Annotated in this window: 14 protein-coding genes; all 14 read left to right on the top strand. The window is 53.1% G+C overall.

Annotated elements, in window-relative coordinates; all coding sequences use genetic code 11:
* The first annotated feature begins 54 nt into the window (after positions 1-54).
* The gene (locus tag ABD851_RS11545) at positions 55-3,510 is read left to right on the top strand and encodes a TonB-dependent receptor (RefSeq protein WP_344979371.1); all 3,456 of its coding nucleotides are present in this window, start codon (positions 55-57) and stop codon (positions 3,508-3,510) included.
* 13 nt (positions 3,511-3,523) lie between these two features.
* Positions 3,524-5,365, top strand: a complete 1,842-nt coding sequence (locus ABD851_RS11540; RefSeq protein WP_344979369.1) for a RagB/SusD family nutrient uptake outer membrane protein — start codon at positions 3,524-3,526, stop codon at positions 5,363-5,365.
* A 19-nt stretch (positions 5,366-5,384) separates the two neighbouring features.
* Entirely contained in the window at positions 5,385-6,074 is a 690-nt protein-coding gene (locus ABD851_RS11535) for a DUF3823 domain-containing protein (protein WP_344979367.1), read from the top strand.
* 69 nt (positions 6,075-6,143) lie between these two features.
* Positions 6,144-7,142 (top strand): hypothetical protein, encoded by a 999-nt coding sequence (locus tag ABD851_RS11530; protein ID WP_344979365.1) that lies wholly within the window; start codon positions 6,144-6,146, stop codon positions 7,140-7,142.
* A 156-nt stretch (positions 7,143-7,298) separates the two neighbouring features.
* Positions 7,299-8,699, top strand: a complete 1,401-nt coding sequence (locus ABD851_RS11525) for an InlB B-repeat-containing protein (protein ID WP_344979363.1) — start codon at positions 7,299-7,301, stop codon at positions 8,697-8,699.
* 6 nt (positions 8,700-8,705) lie between these two features.
* Positions 8,706-9,887 (top strand): hypothetical protein, encoded by a 1,182-nt coding sequence (locus tag ABD851_RS11520; RefSeq protein WP_344979361.1) that lies wholly within the window; start codon positions 8,706-8,708, stop codon positions 9,885-9,887.
* A gap of 223 nt (positions 9,888-10,110) precedes the next feature.
* A complete protein-coding gene (locus tag ABD851_RS11515; protein ID WP_344979359.1) occupies positions 10,111-11,535 on the top strand; it encodes an anthranilate synthase component I family protein in 1,425 nt (474 codons plus the stop codon).
* A 33-nt stretch (positions 11,536-11,568) separates the two neighbouring features.
* Complete coding sequence (locus ABD851_RS11510) at positions 11,569-12,138, top strand: anthranilate synthase component II (protein ID WP_344979357.1); 570 nt, start codon at positions 11,569-11,571, stop codon at positions 12,136-12,138.
* Positions 12,139-12,203: 65 nt separating this feature from the next.
* On the top strand, positions 12,204-13,196 hold the full coding sequence (gene trpD / locus ABD851_RS11505) for an anthranilate phosphoribosyltransferase (RefSeq protein ID WP_344979355.1): 993 nt from the start codon (positions 12,204-12,206) through the stop codon (positions 13,194-13,196).
* 135 nt (positions 13,197-13,331) lie between these two features.
* Positions 13,332-14,126 (top strand): indole-3-glycerol phosphate synthase TrpC, encoded by a 795-nt coding sequence (gene trpC, locus ABD851_RS11500; RefSeq protein ID WP_344979353.1) that lies wholly within the window; start codon positions 13,332-13,334, stop codon positions 14,124-14,126.
* A gap of 48 nt (positions 14,127-14,174) precedes the next feature.
* Positions 14,175-14,804: a phosphoribosylanthranilate isomerase gene (locus ABD851_RS11495; RefSeq protein ID WP_344979351.1), complete on the top strand. Its 630-nt coding sequence runs from the start codon at positions 14,175-14,177 to the stop codon at positions 14,802-14,804.
* Positions 14,783-16,045, top strand: a complete 1,263-nt coding sequence (gene trpB / locus ABD851_RS11490) for a tryptophan synthase subunit beta (RefSeq protein ID WP_344979349.1) — start codon at positions 14,783-14,785, stop codon at positions 16,043-16,045. Before ABD851_RS11495 ends, trpB begins: the two co-directional genes overlap by 22 nt.
* A 25-nt stretch (positions 16,046-16,070) precedes the next feature.
* Complete coding sequence (gene trpA / locus ABD851_RS11485; protein ID WP_344979347.1) at positions 16,071-16,856, top strand: tryptophan synthase subunit alpha; 786 nt, start codon at positions 16,071-16,073, stop codon at positions 16,854-16,856.
* 58 nt (positions 16,857-16,914) lie between these two features.
* Positions 16,915-17,505 (top strand): imidazole glycerol phosphate synthase subunit HisH, encoded by a 591-nt coding sequence (gene hisH, locus ABD851_RS11480; RefSeq protein ID WP_344979345.1) that lies wholly within the window; start codon positions 16,915-16,917, stop codon positions 17,503-17,505.
* The last annotated feature ends 1 nt before the right edge of the window (position 17,506 follow it).

The raw sequence follows: 17,506 nt of genomic DNA, 5'->3' as shown, positions 1-17,506 counted from the left end.
TATTCTTATGGGCAGTATTTAAAATATTTATACTCATCCAGAATCTTCCTCGTTATGCGGCTGACAACCTTCATTCTCTTCGTTGTTTTTATGCAGGTGAGCGCAAAAGGGATATCGCAGCAAAAAGTAACCTTTTCGGATAAAAATGCGCCGCTGGAAAAAGTACTCAGAGAGATCCGCAAACAAAGCGGGTATGATATCCTGTATAGCGACCGGACGATGTCTTTTGCCCACCCCGTCAGTGTGAACATGAGAAACGCTTCCCTCGAGGAGGCATTACACATCTGTTTGAAAGATCAGCCACTCACCTATACGATCGTTAATAAAACCGTTCTGATAGAATATAAGCGACCTGTGACCCGACCGGCGCAGGTCATTCCACCGGTAACCGTCAGCGGATTGGTTACCGACACTTTAGGCAGGCCCCTGATAGGGGTAAGCGTGCATGTAAAAGGATCTCAGATCGGTACGATAACAGATGAAAACGGGAAATTTACTTTGTCTGTCAACGATGAGCAGGCTTTGCTGGAATTCACCTATTCCGGTTATATTCCCGAAGAAAGGCCGGTCGGTAGCAACAAGGTATTTAATATAGTATTGAAGTATGCCAATACCGGGCTGAATGAGGTAGTAGTGGTAGGGTATGGCACGCAAAAGAAGGTGAACCTTACCGGAGCTATCAGCTCGCTTAAAGGGAGCGAGATCACCACCACAAAGAATGAAAATGTGGTCAATATGCTGGCCGGCAAGATACCGGGTGTCCGTGTGATCCAGACCTCGGGTGAGCCGGGAGATTTTGCTTCCAGCATTCAGATCCGCGGGATGGGTGCGCCCCTGGTAATTATTGACGGGGTTCCCCGCGACAATATATCCCGGCTAAATCCCAACGAGATAGAAAGCGTCTCTGTATTGAAGGACGCCTCCGCTGCAATATACGGCGTGCGGGCGGCCAACGGGGTCATTCTCATTACCACAAAGAAGGGAGAACGCGGAAAAATGCAGCTGGAATATTCCGGGTACTATGGAGTACAAACGCCCATCAACACCCCCAAAGGCCTGAATGCTGCGGAGTACATGGAAATCACCAATGAGAACAATATCATGCGGGGGTCCGTACCTTTTGGTACGCTCATCTTTCCCCTGTCGGTTATTGAGGAATACAAAAGCGGGAAGCGGCAGGGAACAGAATGGTGGCGTATTAACTCGAATTATTACGCCCCGCAATATCAGCAGAATATCTCCGCTACCGGGGGAAACGAGATCATTAATTACTTTGTCAACTTCGGGAATCTGAAGCAGCAGGGAATTTATAAATCCGGCGATCTGAACTATGAACGTTCGGATATCCGGTCTAATATCAGCGCCAAGATCAATAAGAGCCTCCGGGTGGAATTATTGCTCAACGGTATGATCGATACCAAAAATTCTCCCTATGGAGCTGACAACAGGGAGCAATACTGGAGGACCGTATGGGTGCTGAAGCCTACGGATCCTGCCTATGCCAATTACAACCGGGATTATATGCAGGAAATCCTGCAGGGGCTGAACCCGCTGGCTACAACGCGTTCTGACATCTATGGGTATGAAAAGGCAAATCAGAAATTCATCCAGTCTACCGCCAATATTATCTGGGATGTGCCCTGGGTGAAGGGCTTGCAGGCCAAGGGGGCATATGCCTACGACTATACTTTCTGGGAAAATAAGTCCCTGCAAAAGCCTTATCAGCTGTACCAGTATGATCTGAGCAACGACGAGTACCGGCCTTCCACGCACGGCAATACCACCATGCCGGGCAGCTCGGCCATTACCCGGAGCACCCGCTTCAGCGCGAATACCCTGCTGCAAGGTTCCTTGAACTATGAGAACACCTTTGGAAACAAGCACCATGTAGGAGGGCTGGTCCTGTATGAAGAGGGGACCACCAATATGGACAATTTCGCCGCCAGACGTTATATCCTGATGACCTCCATTGAGGAATTACTGGGTGGGGTAAGCGAGAACCAGGAGGGCTGGATGGACGGATCAGGATATAATTCGGGAGCGAGCGTCTCCGGTCAGAGCGGCTTCTGGAAGATCGCCAATAAAGCGCTGGTGGGAAGAGCCAGCTATGACTTCGCTTCAAAGTATTTTGCCGAATTTTCTTTCCGGTACGACGGGTCGTCGAAATTTGCCAAGGGGCACCAATGGGGATTCTTTCCTTCGGTATCGGCAGGATGGAGGTTGTCAGAAGAGTCGTTTGTCAAAGACAATAGCGCGCTGTCCTTCATTGATAACCTGAAGCTGAGGGCTTCCTATGGTGTTTTGGGCGATGACGGAACGGCGACATTCCAGTTTGTTCCGGGGTATACCTATCCTGTGGATAATTTCGGATGGCCGGTTCGCGTATTTGACAGCAGGGCAGCCGGGATTGCCTTAAAGGGAGAGCCCAACCCCAACCTTACCTGGATGACCTCAAAGCTATATGATATAGGTCTGGACGCCGATCTGTGGAACGGGTTGCTGGGATTTGAGTTTGATCTTTTTAAGCGCGACCGCAGCGGGCTTGTGGGTTCCCGCGTGACCACCATCCCCGACTGGCTCGGCCAGGGGCTGGCCGGAGAGAATTTGAACCGGGATGCTACCTATGGTTTTGATCTGTCGCTGCGGCACCGGAATGTGCTCGCCACCGGCATCGGAGATCTGCAATATGGCATTGCCGCCAATATAGGGGCAAGCCGGTCGAAAACCGTATACCAGGAGCGGAAAGAAGATGTGGATCAATATGCCAACTGGCGCAATAATCCTACAAACAGACCCAAGGATATCTGGTGGGGCGTTGAATCCCTCGGGCAATTTCAAAACTATGACGAAATCTTTTCGGCGCCGATAATCGATGGTCAGGGAAATGCGAATCTGAAGCCGGGTGATTACAGATATCAGGACTGGAACGGCGACGGTGTGATCGATGGCTGGGATGATCATCCGATCACCTCTGGCGCCAATGCCCAGAATACGCCGATCGTATATTATGGTTTTACCCTGGATGCCGGATTTAAAGGGTTTGACCTGACGGCGGTTTTTCAGGGAGGAATGCTGAGCAATGTAATGTACAGCGAATTTTTGGCGCGCCCCTTTTCCTATGACGGTAACGGACCCGATTTCTTCTATGACCGCTGGCATATGAAGAACCCTACGGATGATCCGAGGGACCCGCGTACGGTATGGGTTCCGGGAACCTACCCCACCACAAGCCAGGCAAGTCCTGCCATGTTCGCGAATGCGAAAAGCTCTACGGCTTCCATATTCCCTGCGGGTTATCTGCGTTGTAAATCACTTGAGCTGGGCTATACGGTGCCTAAGAACATCATTGACAAGATCAAAATACAAGGACTCCGTGTTTACGTCACCGCCTATAACCTGCTTACATTTACCAAACTGAAATATACAGATCCGGAACATCCCTCAAATGATCATGACCTTCTTTATCCACTGATCAGGACCATCAATTTCGGCGGAACCATAAGATTTTAAATACATCGTGATTATGAAAAATGTATTAGTGCGTCTATCACTGATCCTTTCCATAGCGGTTTTGATAGGGGCCTGTAATGACCTGGACATACAGCCCGTTGATACCCTTACGGGAGATCAGATATTTTCAAGTGAAGTGGGGATCAATGCTGCTCTCCAGTCGATGTACATGCAGCTGCACATCGATAATTTTGCTGTCAGCGACTATACCCATCTCAATATCGGTAGCAGCTCCACGGTAATCGGAGAAGCGCAACTTGTTCCCCTGCGTATCGGCAATGCCAAACGCGAGTTGCTGGGTGGCGATTATTCCTGGTGGAACTACACTGCTATCCGTTATTGTAATCTTGGGATTCAGGGCCTGATACAAAATTATGACAAGTTTGAATCAGAAAGAGATAAGTATAATCACTGGCTGGGGGAGGCTTATTTTTGCCGGGCCTACATGTATTATACGATGGTCCGTTCCTTCGGCGGGGTCCCTATCGTGAAAACCCCTGAGTCCTATCTGGATTATCCGAATGCAAAAGATATGGAGATCCCGAGAAATACTGAAAAAGAGGTGGTCGATTTCATTGCATCAGATCTCGATTCGGCGATGATGCTGATGGGGCCGGATGAGCTGGAACGGGGACGTGCCAACAAATATATCGCCGCCAACCTCAAGGCCAGGGTAATGCTCTTTGCCGCCTGTGAAGCCAAGAACGGACAAGTACAGCTGAACGGGCTGGTGGGGATTCCGGCTTCCGAGTCAAAGGAATACTATAAAAAAGCCTATGCCGCCGCCCGGTTTGCAACAGAAAACGGGGGTAAGTACAAGCTGTACAGAAAGTACGACGACGGTACCTATATGGGTAAGGTCAAAAACTATGAGCAGATATTCCTGGATGAGACCGCAGACAATACGGAGCGTATGTTCGTGCTGCCTTTTGATGAAGGGGTAAATGCTCATTGCTGGGATGCCAACCAGCGACCGAAAGGATATACCGAGCAGAATGATCCGTCCGGAGAGCTTTCCGCTACCCTCGAATGGGTGGAGCTTTTTGACGATGTAGACGGGAACCCGGGAAAGCTGAAGATCGGCGATCCGGCCAACCCGGTACGGTATTCCAACACGGAGGATTTGTTTGCCAGGTCACAGCCCCGCTTACGCGCCACAGTATTGCTTCCGGGCGTTCAATTCCCCGGCAGCAGCAACCCTGCCGACCGTTATGAGATCAGGAAGGGAATTTATGAGTCCTATCCCGGCGGTCCGTTGCATACCGCGTCGAACAACACCGATAAATGGAACGGGATGACGATATCCGGAAAATGCGGTATCGGAGATATCTATACCACCGATAACGGGTTTATTGTATGGAAATATCAAAACCCGGCCGGTACGGGAGCCTACTGGACGAGCTTTCAGGACTGGATCGAAATGCGCTATGCCGAAGTATTGCTGAATAAGGCCGAGGCAGCCATTAATATCATAGGTGAAACGGTTGACGGTACCGTGGTCACGATGCAGGATGCCCTGGGACCTATTAATGAAATCAGGGAGCGGGCCGGCACTTCTGCTTTAACTGCGGTAGATGAAGCCAAGATCATCAATGAACGCCGGTGTGAGCTGGCTTTTGAGAACCAGCTGGTATGGGATATGAAACGTTGGAGGATGCTTGAAGAAGTGGTGCAGAACAAAACCTTCAGCTCCCTGTATCCTTATTTTGTGGCCGACGAAAATAAATACATCTTCCTCAGACATTCAAGAAATGAGATAAGATATCGTTTTGATTCAAGAAGTTATTACGCGCCCATTCCGGCTTCGGCCATCCAGCGGAATCCGAATTTGTTGCCGAATAACCCCGGATATTAAACAGCAAAAGAGACCTGAGATGAAACAAATAGCACATTGTTTTTTTTACATGATACTCGCCCTGCTTGCAAGCTCGTGCAACGTATTTGAGATCGATCCCTATGACGCCCCCGGCGCCACCTTGCAGGGGAAGCTGACCAATGAGGCGGGAGATCCTTTTATTACCGAACAACCCAATGGGTTCAAGATCAGGATCATTGAGAACGGGTCGCCGACGCCCAGGGATTTCTGGGGAAGACCGGACGGCACCTTTTTCAATTCGAAGATTTTTCGGGGCAAATACAAGATCGTCGCTACGGATGGTGCTTTCTTTCCGGTGGATACCGTGGAAGCAGATGTCAGCGGTACAACTACCATTGACTTCAAGATCATCCCCTACCTGATCATTGAAGCCGATATCACCGCCCATGGAGGGGACCTGGTAGCTACCTATAAAATTCACAAAGCGGCCGGGGCAGGGAAGATCAAAAACGCCAGGTTGCTCGTTACCAAATGGAATCCGAACGTCGGGATGAACTATAACGATAAAAGCGTGATGCGGGATCTATCCGGGATAACGGACGGCGCCATTGAGGGCGCGGAATTTACAGATAATATCCCCGGTTATCTTGAGAAAGGCGTGACTTATTACGCCAGAGTGGCCGTGCTGGCCGATAATACGCTGGGCCGGTATAATTTCTCCGACGTGTTTGAGATCGCCGTCCCCTGAGGCCGGATTTTCCCCGCCCGGATGAATGACGGCCTTATATAACTTTTTACTGCGCATTATTCCGATATTATGAAAAGCATTAACGCATTCGCGCTTCTTCTTGCAGCGAGCCTGGTACTTACATCCTGCCAGGAGGATTATGATCCTATAGGTAACAATAAGCCCGCTCCGGTGCTGAAGATTGATCCGCAGTACCTGCGGTTTGACGGAGCAGGAGGATCCTCCGAGGCCAGCGTGAAAACCAATGTGGCGTCGCTGGACATCTCCACGCCTCCGTCATGGATACAGGCCGTCCTGAGCGAGGACCGTACCCAAATAACAGCCAGCGCCCAGGCAAACGACGATCCGGTCAATATTCGTATGGGTACGCTTCAGATCACGACCGAGACCGGTGAAAACGAGGCAACGCAATATCTGCACTTTGTACAGGCCGCCAAGGACGGCATGCTGACCTTTGACGCCTTCGATGGTAAGACCCTGGATCCCAACTGGCAGAAAAGCGGCACGGGAAAGGTAACGATCGGGGGAGGACAGCTGACCATGGAAGAGAATTCGATACTGACTTACCGGGCTCCCCGCGCTTTGGTGAGCCAGCCCAATAACGTGATCATCGCCTCAGTAGATGTCAAAGGCGGTGAAGGCGGACTGCAGGTATACCTCAATGATGACCCGAACAACGCCTTTAGCTTTTTCTTCAGCATCAACAGCGAGACGGGGACCGGCGGGTTTTTTGCCTTTCACGGAAGCACCCCTATGGCGTTAGGGGATCAGATTCCCGGCGACCCGCTCAACGGCACCGACATGCCCGCTATTCCGGCCGCGGGTGAAAGAGACGATTATTTCCGTATCGAGTTCACCAATGCCCCGCGATGGCCCAACTGGTGGCAGAGCGAAGTGAACATCTACTCGCTGAAGACAAGCGGGGGACAGACAAAGGTGCTGGCCAAACATTATACCCGGAAATTCGAGATCGACGGTCCCAAGCCCCAGCCGGGATATTTTGCCATATGGACAAAAGGAGGAAGCTGTTCTTTCAAAAACTTCATCTTGTCGGCGCAGCAGCATTGATCCGGTCTGATATCTCTTTTAACCTGATTTATCATTTACGAAGAACTTATGAAGCGGTTATTCTTCTTTTGTTTTTCCGGGAAACCCCCGCAAAGCGGACGGTGTAGCAGTTTACCCCACTTGTTTTTCTACTGTCTGCCTGTATTGTCCCTGGCTTTGATATCCTGGTCCTGCAGCAAGGATAAAAAGGATCCCGATGTCCGCGAGCTGACCGTCGTCTTTGACGCCAGGGGAGGAGGCGCTGCTCCGTCACCTCAGCATGTCCTGCCGGGAGGGTCTGTTACCGAGCCGTCCGTCGTGCCGGTAAAGGGCGACAGCATATTCCTGGGTTGGTTCACAGATCCGGATACCCGGTTTGATTTTCAGCAGGGTAAGGTGGATAAAGATCTCACCCTGTACGCCAAATGGTGGGGAGGCCCGGAACAATATGTATTTCTGAATGATTATGACTGGGCCTATAATTACGACAACATCAAGGCGCTTTTTGGCAGCTCCAAAGGTAAGCGGCTGGCTGTAGGAGCGGGCTTCATTATGTATATCTTCCAGCGTACGCCTGCAGTACTGGAAGAGGAGCTCAATAAACACCTGGCGCTTGCAGAAGCCGATGAAATACCGGTGTTGGTACAGCTGGATCCCGTTACCTTCATGGAAGGTCGTCCTGACCTGTGGAACTGGTGGGATCCGGACCAGCCGGGGTACGATCCGGATAACCGGAATAATGTGGAATGGACAGGCTGGTCGGCCGATAGCGCCGTAAAAATAGGATGGCTCAACTGGGGCAGTCAGATCCGGCTTAATCCTATGCCGAACCTGATGAGCCCGGCTTACCGGGCGGCGGTCCGGGATGAAATGACCCGTCTCATTACCCTCGTTGCCGGATGGTATCAAAAGCTGCCCCCGGAGAAGAAATACCTGTTCGGCGGTATCAAGGTCACCGGAGAGATGGCTATCGGGGTGAATAACTGGTATTATCCCAACGGGAACGGCTATGTAGATCAGGCTCCTGAGCACGACCCACAGACAGGCATCAATATCTACAACATGCCTTCCCGGGGTGTGCAGACCATCGGCTATGCCGCCCTAAAATCGGGTGGGATGAAGACCTCGGGCACCATTACCGGAGACGATATAGCCGAGCTGGCCCGCAGGCACAGCGAATTTGTCAGCAAACTATGCTTTGATACGGGCATTCCCCGGGATCATATTTTCTCTCATGCCGGAGGTGTGAACCAGGACCTGGGCGCTTGTATCAATCGCTATGCCTGTCCGTCGTGGAGCTTCTATAACCAGGATGCCGTCAACCCTTCCGGCTACAAGCAGGCGCTGGACCTGTTAAAGGTTTCCGATGCGCCCTGCTTCGGTATCGCGGAATGGTCTATCGGAGATACGGATGATCCCGGTAAATGGATGGACGCTATAGGCAACGGCCTTTCTATCCCCCGTTGCCGTTTTCTCAGCGTGTATGCCAATGTAGTGGGGAACGACTATTTCAAGACTTCTCCCAACATGGGTGCGGTCAGCGGGATAAAGATGTTACAGCAGTCTCTGGAAAAATAGGACTATATGAAAGCCGTATTGATAACCGTTTTGTTTCTCGCAGGGGTTTTTAATGCCTGTGCCCAGCATGCCCGATATATTATTATCTCCATGAACGACGGCACCAATGCCGATGAAATAAAACGGGTGGCTTCTCTTTTTCCTCCCTCCGGAGCAGGAAAGCCGGCTGTGGGAATAGGTACTATTATTTCCTACCTGGCTACGCCCCCCGAAGAAACCATTCGCCGGTTAACCCGTTTCCTGGATTTGGCAGCGCAATATAATTTGCCGGTAGTGGTCGAGCTGGATGGTATAAACTATTGGCAGGCACGTCCGGATCTGTGGAATTGGTGGGATAAGACCAGGCCCGGATACGATCCTGATAATAAGAAAAATGTAGAGTGGACCGGCTGGACACCCGACTCCGCGGTAAAGCTGGGCTGGCGGAACTGGGGAAGCCAGCACCGGGTTGGTCCTATGCCGAACCTGATGAGCCCGGACTATCTCAATGCCTGCTATACCGAAATAAAAAGAATTATACCGGTAATTTTGAGATGGCGGCATGCCCTGCCTGCCGGGAAAAGAAATCTGCTGGTATCCGTACAGATCGGGGTGGAGTGCTCAATAGGAGTGAACAACTGGTATTACCCCGACGGGAATACATTGTTGGATAAACCTGAAAAAGAGGATCCGGTTTATGGGCTTGATCCTGATATCCTGCCGGGAAGGGGCGTTCAACCGATAGGCTATGCTGCGGTAAGTACTTTGGGTATTGCGAAAAGCGGAACGCTGAAAGAAGAACAGGTCACAAAGGCGGTATATAAATATGTGCTCGGACTGAGCAGATTGGTATCCGGGCTGGGTATCCCCCGGGATCGTTTATTCGTCCACGCCGGGGGCTGGAAGAAGGGGGAATCCGTTTATTTTACAGCGCTGAACCAGTACGCATGTCCCGCCTGGAGCTTCTATACCTTTGCCAAAGATCCTGCAACGGATACTACGGCCATGGAAGCCGTTGCACGGAGTGACGCACCTTACTGGGCAGCGGCCGAATGGCTGCTGATGGGGGCAAAGAAACAAACGGAATGGCAGGAAGGTCTTCGTAATTCTTTAGATATTAATCGCTTGCGTTATGTGCAGGTCCGAAATTGGAGGGCCATTAAAAACAATCAGCAGGCTATAGCGGCAATTCAAGATATCATCCGTTAGTCCGATTCAAAAAATTCTTTTGTAATTTGAAATTTCTTTTCAATCTTTGCACCTGTAATGAAAAAGACGTTTACATATAAGCATTGGTGGTGGCACGGTTCTACGATCGGATAACTGTGTTACAGTGCCCCTGCTTATAGGTCCCATAAACTAAATGGAAAGGCTCGCTGAACACAGCGGGCCTTTTTGATTTTTAATACTTGAATACTACGTTTTAAAAAAGATGATGTCAGACGATAAAGCCCCGGTAAAGCTCAGCTCCCGGTACCGGAAAATGTTGGCGGATATCTATACCCCGGTCGGGATTTATCTCCGGCTGCGCGACAGATATCCCGGCGCCGTGCTGCTGGAAAGCAGCGATTCCCATGCCGGTAAAAACAGCTATTCCTTCATCGCTATCCTGCCGGTTGCCGGTATGGAGATCAACACCACCGTCCTGGAATACAAGTATCCGGGCGTGGAGCCGGTACGGCAAGAGCTGGATGAAAATGCCGGCGTGCCCGCCTGCCTGCAGTCTTTCCTGAAAAGCTTTAAAGTGGAAGGCGAATGGCCGGCGGCGGTGCCCTGCGGCCTGTTCGGATACACCGCTTATGATGCCATTCCGTTTTTTGAAACGCTGGAATTCCGGGACACGCCGTCGACGGCCAGGATACCCCTGCTGCGTTACCGCCTGTATCAATATGTGATTGCCATTGATCATTTTAAGAATGAGCTTTACCTGTGCGAGCTCCTGGCCGAAAACCAGGAAAGCGAGCTGGACCTTATCGAAACGTTGATCCGGAACAAGGACTGCCCGGCTTATCCCTTTGATACCCGGGGAACGGAAGGCGCCAATATGAGCGATGCCGATTACATGGACCTGGTGGAAAAAGGGAAAAAGCACTGTTACCGCGGGGATGTATTCCAGATCGTACCCTCCCGGTCTTTCCGGCAGCAGTTTGCCGGGGACGAGTTTAACGTATACCGGGCCTTGCGCTCTATTAACCCGTCGCCCTACCTTTTTTATTTTGATTACGGCGATTACCGCCTCATGGGCTCTTCCCCGGAATCGCAGCTGATCATCAAGAACGGCAAGGTGATCATGCATCCTATAGCCGGTACCGTGCGTCGCACCGGCAACGACGATACCGACCGCGAGCTGGCCGATCAGCTGTTGAAAGATCCCAAGGAAAATGCCGAGCACGTCATGCTGGTCGACCTGGCCCGCAACGACCTGAGCCGTCATGCCAGGGAGGTGAAGGTGGACTATTACCGTGAAGTGCATTACTACTCGCATGTCATCCACCTGGTCAGCGAGGTCAGCGGAAAGCTGCCGGAGGGGGCCAATCCTTTTGAAGTGCTGGCCGGTACCTTCCCGGCCGGTACGCTCTCGGGCGCTCCGAAATACAGGGCTATGGAACTCATTGACCAGTATGAACCCACCTCCCGCGGCTTTTATGCGGGATGTATCGGCCATGTGGGTTTCAACGGCGACTTCAACCATGCCATCATGATCCGGTCTTTCCTGAGCAAGGATAATGTGCTGCATTACCAGGCCGGCGCCGGCATCGTGGCGGCATCCGTAGCGACTTCGGAACTGCAGGAAGTAAAAAACAAACTGAACGCCCTGCGCCAGGCCCTTGAGCTGGCCAAAACGCTGGGTATCTGAAAAAAATCACCGAGCTAAATCATATCCGCTCCCATGCGCCTACTTATTTTTGATAACTACGATTCTTTTACCTACAACCTGGTTCACCTGGTGGAAAAGATCACCGGAACCGATGTTACCGTCTACCGGAACGATGAGGTGCCGCTGGAAAAGCTGCGGGACTTTGACAAGATCATCCTGTCGCCGGGTCCGGGATTGCCGGAAGAATCGGGACTGTTGCTCCCCCTGATAGAGACCTATGCCGCGGAAAAACCTATCCTCGGCGTATGCCTGGGGCAGCAAGCCATCGCCCAGGCTTTCGGCGGAAGTCTCCACAACCTGGCGCAGGTTTACCATGGTGTGGCTACGCCCGTTCGCATCGTTTCCCGGGCCGGCCGCCTCTTTGAGGGATTGCCGGATACTTTCCCCGTCGGCCGCTACCACTCCTGGGTAGTGGATGAAAAAACATTGCCGGAGAGCCTGGAGATCACCGCGCGGGATGAGCAGGATTATATTATGGCGCTGCAGCACCGCCGCTTCGATGTATGCAGCGTGCAGTTTCACCCGGAAAGCGTGCTGACGCCCGACGGGGAGCGGATGATGCGGAACTGGCTGAAACAGTAAATGCATGCCGGGGCAATGACAGTCAGCTGGGGTAACCCCCCCGTTTAAAAACAAATCATCAACGGATGAAGAAAATACTGAATTACCTCTTTGAGCATAAGACCCTTCCGCGGGAGACCGCCCGGGAGATCCTGGTGAATATCTCGAAGGGGATGTACAACGAGAGCGAGCTCGCCGCTTTTATGACCGTTTTTCTGATGCGCAGCATCACCGTCGCCGAGCTGAGCGGCTTCCGCGACGCCCTGCTGGAGCTGTGCATACCGGTGAACCTGGAGGGTTATGATATCCTCGATATCGTAGGTACGGGCGGGGATGGAAAAAACACGTTTAATATCTCCACGCTGGCCTGCTTCGTGGTGGCCGGTGCGGGCGGCAAGGTCGCCAAACACGGCAACTACGGCGTGTCCTCGGTGAGCGGCGCTTCAAATGTGATGGAGAGCATGGGATATCAGCTGAAGCAGGATCCCGGCAAGCTGAAGACCGAGCTGGAAGAGGCGGGCATTTGTTTTATGCATGCCCCCCTGTTTCATCCCGCCCTGAAAACGGTAGGGCCTATACGACGTCAGCTGGCGATACGCACCTTCTTCAATGTGCTGGGCCCCCTGGTCAACCCGGCTTTTCCCCGGCACCAGGTGGTGGGGGTTTACAGTCTTGAGCTGGCCCGGACCTATAAATACATCTACCAGCAAACCGACAAGCGCTATGTGATCGTCCACAGTCTCGACGGCTATGACGAGATTTCGCTGACGGCGGATACCCGGCTGATCAGCAACGAGCTGGAGAAGAATATTCCCCCCGAAGAGCTGGGCAGGCGGATGGTGCACCCCGAGGATATTTACGGAGGCACCAGCGTGGAATCGGCCACAAAGCTTTTTCTGAAGATACTGAAAGGAGAAGGCAGCTGGGCCCAGCATGCTGTAGTGCTGGCCAACGCTTCCGTAGGACTGTATTGTCTCGGCATGTACAAAAGCCTGGATGAATGCTACCAGGCGGCCGTGGAAAGCCTGGAAAGCGGGAAGGCCTACGGGGTATTGCAAAGATTGCAGACGTTACAATAGAGGCGAAACCCCTAACCCCCTGAAGGGGGGGATCAGGTGAAAGGTGAAAGGTGAAAGGTGAAAGGCATTAATGGTAATTTGATAATGAAATAATCAGCACATCATCAAATCATCAAATTTCCAAATCAATATTCAGTGAACATACTCGATAAAATAGTAGCCCGTAAGCGGCAGGAAGTGGCCGAGAGGAAGGAGGTCACAACGGTAGCGGCGCTGGAACGATCGCCCCGCTTCGGCCGGCAGCCGCTGTCGCTGAAGGCCGCTCTGAAAGACGCTGACAAAACGGGGATCATCGCCGAGTTCAAAAGAAAATCCCCCTCCAAAGGTATGATCAATGCGGAGGCAACGGTGCGGCGGGTGACTGCCGACTACTGCCGTTACGGTGCAGCGGGCTTATCGGTGCTGACCGATGAGCATTTTTTTTCCGGTGCGCTGGCCGACCTGGAAGCCGCGCGGGATAATGAGCTTCCCATTCTGCGGAAGGATTTTGTGATCGACGATTACCAGGTCGTCGAGGCGAAGGCCTTCGGGGCAGACGTCATCCTGCTGATCGCGGAATGCCTGTCCGCCGCCGAAGTGAACCGGCTGGCCCAGCTGGCCCGTTCACTGGACATGGAAGTATTGCTGGAGATGCACAGCGAAGCTCAGCTGGATAAGATATCCCCGGCCGTAAGCCTGGTGGGGATCAACAACCGGGACCTGACCACCTTTACCGTGGACCTTGCGCGCTCGGTAGCCCTGGCCGGAAAGCTCCCGGCCGATATGCCCAGGATCGCAGAAAGCGGTATTGACGATGTCGCCGTTGTGCGTCATCTCAGGCAGGCCGGCTTCAACGGATTTCTGATGGGCGAATATTTTATGAAGCAGCCCGACCCGGGAGCGGCTTTCCGTGATTTTGCCGCCCGGCTGAAGGAAGAACCGGGCATATAACCCTCCGGCGGTCCGGATTGTTATGAGAAAAGAGAAAAGTAAAAGGACTTGAAAGACACCCACATAAAAGTCTGCGGGCTTACCCGCCCGGAAGACATGGAAGCGCTGAGCGGGCTGGGCGTACACTATGGCGGCATGATCTTTCATGCCCCGTCGCCCCGCTTTATCGAGGGCAGGACAGACCCCGCCGGTATAAAGCGCATCGCGGGCATCCGGAAGGTGGGCGTATTTGTAAACGCAGCGCCGGACTATATTTACCGTCAGGCGGAGGTCTACGGACTGGATATGGTACAGCTCCATGGGGAGGAGACCCCGGAATACTGTGCCATTATCCGCCGCCATCTGCCGGTTATAAAGGCCCTGCGCCTGAAGTCGGAGCAGGACCTGGAGGCTACGGCCCGGTATGAAGGGGCCTGCGATTACCTGCTGTTTGATACCCCGGGGCCCCTTTACGGAGGAAATGGCACCCTTTTTAACTGGGCGCTGCTGGAGCACTACCAGGGCAGCACGCCTTTCTTCCTCAGCGGCGGCATAGGTCCCGAAGCGGCCGAAAAGCTGAGCAGCTGGAAGCATCCTGCCTGTCATGCCATAGACCTGAACAGCCGTTTTGAACAAAGCCCCGGTGTGAAAAATATAGACTTACTTAAGCAATTTATATGGGACTTGAATATCAGCTGAACCCCGCGGCGCAGCGGAAGCAGACCGTCGACTTCCTGAAGGCGGGAAAATACCGCGTGACCCCCCGGGGATATTACGGCCCTTTCGGAGGCGCTTATATCCCGGAGATGCTTTACCCCAATGTAAAGGAACTGCAGGACCATTATGAAGCTATCCTTGAGGATGCAGATTTCGGAGCGGAATTCCACTCCCTGCTCCGCGATTATGTCGGCCGGCCTTCGCCCCTGTACCACGCCCGCCGCCTGTCGGAAAAATACGGTACGCAGATCTATCTGAAAAGGGAAGACCTGAATCATACCGGCGCACATAAGATCAACAATACCATCGGGCAGATCCTGCTGGCCAGGAGGCTGGGCAAGACCCGTATCATTGCGGAAACGGGTGCGGGCCAGCATGGCGTTGCCACCGCTACCGTATGCGCCCTCATGGGGATGCCCTGCGTGGTATACATGGGCGAGATCGACATGCAGCGGCAGGCGCCCAACGTGGCCCGTATGCGTATGCTGGGGGCCGAGGTGCGACCGGCGCTCAGCGGCAGCCGTACGCTGAAAGACGCTACCAATGAAGCTATCCGCGACTGGATCAACAACCCCGTCGATACTCATTATATCATCGGTTCCGTGGTAGGGCCGCATCCCTATCCCGATATGGTGACCCGTTTTCAGGCCATCATCAGCGAGGAGATGCGCCTTCAGTTAAAAGAAAAAACGGGCAACGAGCTGCCCACCCATGTGCTGGCCTGCGTGGGCGGAGGCAGCAATGCCGCCGGCGCTTTTTACCACTTCCTGGATGAGGAAGCCGTAAAGCTGATTGCCGTGGAAGCCGCCGGCGAAGGCATCGCTTCCGGACATACGGCCGCCACCACGGCCACCGGCAAACCCGGCATTCTCCATGGCAGCCGCACACTGCTGATGCAGACCCCCGACGGGCAGATCATGGAGGCAGACTCCATATCCGCGGGGCTGGATTATCCGGGCATCGGACCCATACACGCGCAGCTCTTTACGAGCGGCCGGGCCCAATACCTGAATGCCACCGACGATGAGGCCCTGCAGGCCGCTTTTGAGCTGACCCGGCTGGAAGGGATCATTCCCGCGCTGGAATCGGCGCATGCGCTGGCCAAGCTGAAGGATATCAGCTTTAAGCCAACCGATGTAGTGGTGGTGTGCCTTTCCGGCCGCGGCGATAAGGATATGGAGACCTATATCCGGCAGCTGAACACTGACATCGACCCGGCCTGAGCCTTTTTATCTCCAATACAGTCCTATGAATCGCATTGACCAACTTTTTGAGCAAAAAAAAGAGCCTGTCCTGAGCATCTACTGCACGGCAGGATTTCCCCGGCGCGACGATACGCTTTCCGTGATCTCGAGCCTGCAGCATCATGGCGCCGATATGGTGGAGCTGGGTATTCCCTTCTCCGATCCCCTGGCCGACGGGCCTGTGATCCAGCAGAGCGGCAAGCAGGCGCTGGACAACGGCATGACCCTGGAGCTGCTTTTTGAGCAGCTGCAGGACCTCAGAAAAGAAATCCACATACCGGTGCTGCTGATGGGGTATCTGAACCCGGTGATGCAGATGGGCATGAAGCCTTTCCTGCAGCAGTGCAGCCGGGTCGGCATAGACGGGGTGATCCTGCCGGACCTTCCCCTGTACGAATATGAGGAAGAATACCGCTCGCTTTTTGAGGAGCTGGATATTCATGCGGTCTTCCTGGTGACGCCGGAAACCGATGATGAAAGGCTGCGCAAGATAGATGCCCTGAGCAAAGGCTTTCTGTACGCCGTATCTTCTTCTTCCACCACCGGCAAGGATAAAGACCTGCAGCAGCAGGAGCATTATTTCAGGCGGCTGAAGGAAATGCAGCTCAAAAATCCGGTGCTGGTGGGATTCAGCATAAAGGACAATGACACCTTTAAAGCCGCTACAGCCCATACCCGGGGCGGTATCATCGGCACGGCCTATATACGGGCCTTGCAGGAGGGGCCGGATACGGATACGGCTACACGATCTTTTATCCGGAAGGTGAAGCCGGATAGCATAGACGCTTAATGCATCTGCCCGAGGCGAACGGTCATTGAAAAACAGATTATCAACAGATGAAAGGAATATGAATACCGTTATCATAAAATATAATGCCGGCAACACGCAATCGGTATTGTATGCTTTGGAGCGTATAGGCGTAAGCGCTGTCGTTACCGACGAGCCGGAGCAGATCCGCGGGGCCGACAAGGTGATCTTTCCCGGGGTAGGGGAGGCCAGCACCGCCATGCAGTACCTGCGGGAGCGGGGGCTGGACCGGCTGATCCCTTCCCTGCGGCAGCCCGTGCTGGGCGTTTGCCTCGGCATGCAGCTGCTTTGCCGCCATTCCGAAGAGAATGATACCCATTGCTTGGGCATATTCGATCTCGGTGTAAGGCGTTTTCCGGCCAGCAGCGGAAAGGTGCCTCAGATCGGCTGGAACATGATTTATGACCTGTCTTCCCCGCTATTCGAAGGAATAGCGGAGCGGTCCTACGTATACGGCGTTCACAGCTATTACGTGGAAAAAAGCCCTTTTTCCATTGCGACGACCGACTACGGACTGTCCTACAGTGCGGCCATCAGCCGCGATAACTTTTATGCGGTGCAGTTTCACCCCGAAAAGTCGGCGGATGTCGGGCAGCGTATCCTTGAAAATTTTATCCTGAAAATCAACTGAG

Origin of the sequence: Compostibacter hankyongensis (assembly GCF_039541075.1) — a bacterium.
GTDB classification, from domain to species: Bacteria; Bacteroidota; Bacteroidia; order Chitinophagales; family Chitinophagaceae; genus Compostibacter; species Compostibacter hankyongensis.
Note: the sequence above shows the minus strand (reverse complement) of the source record. Positions and strands in the feature narration are given on the sequence as shown.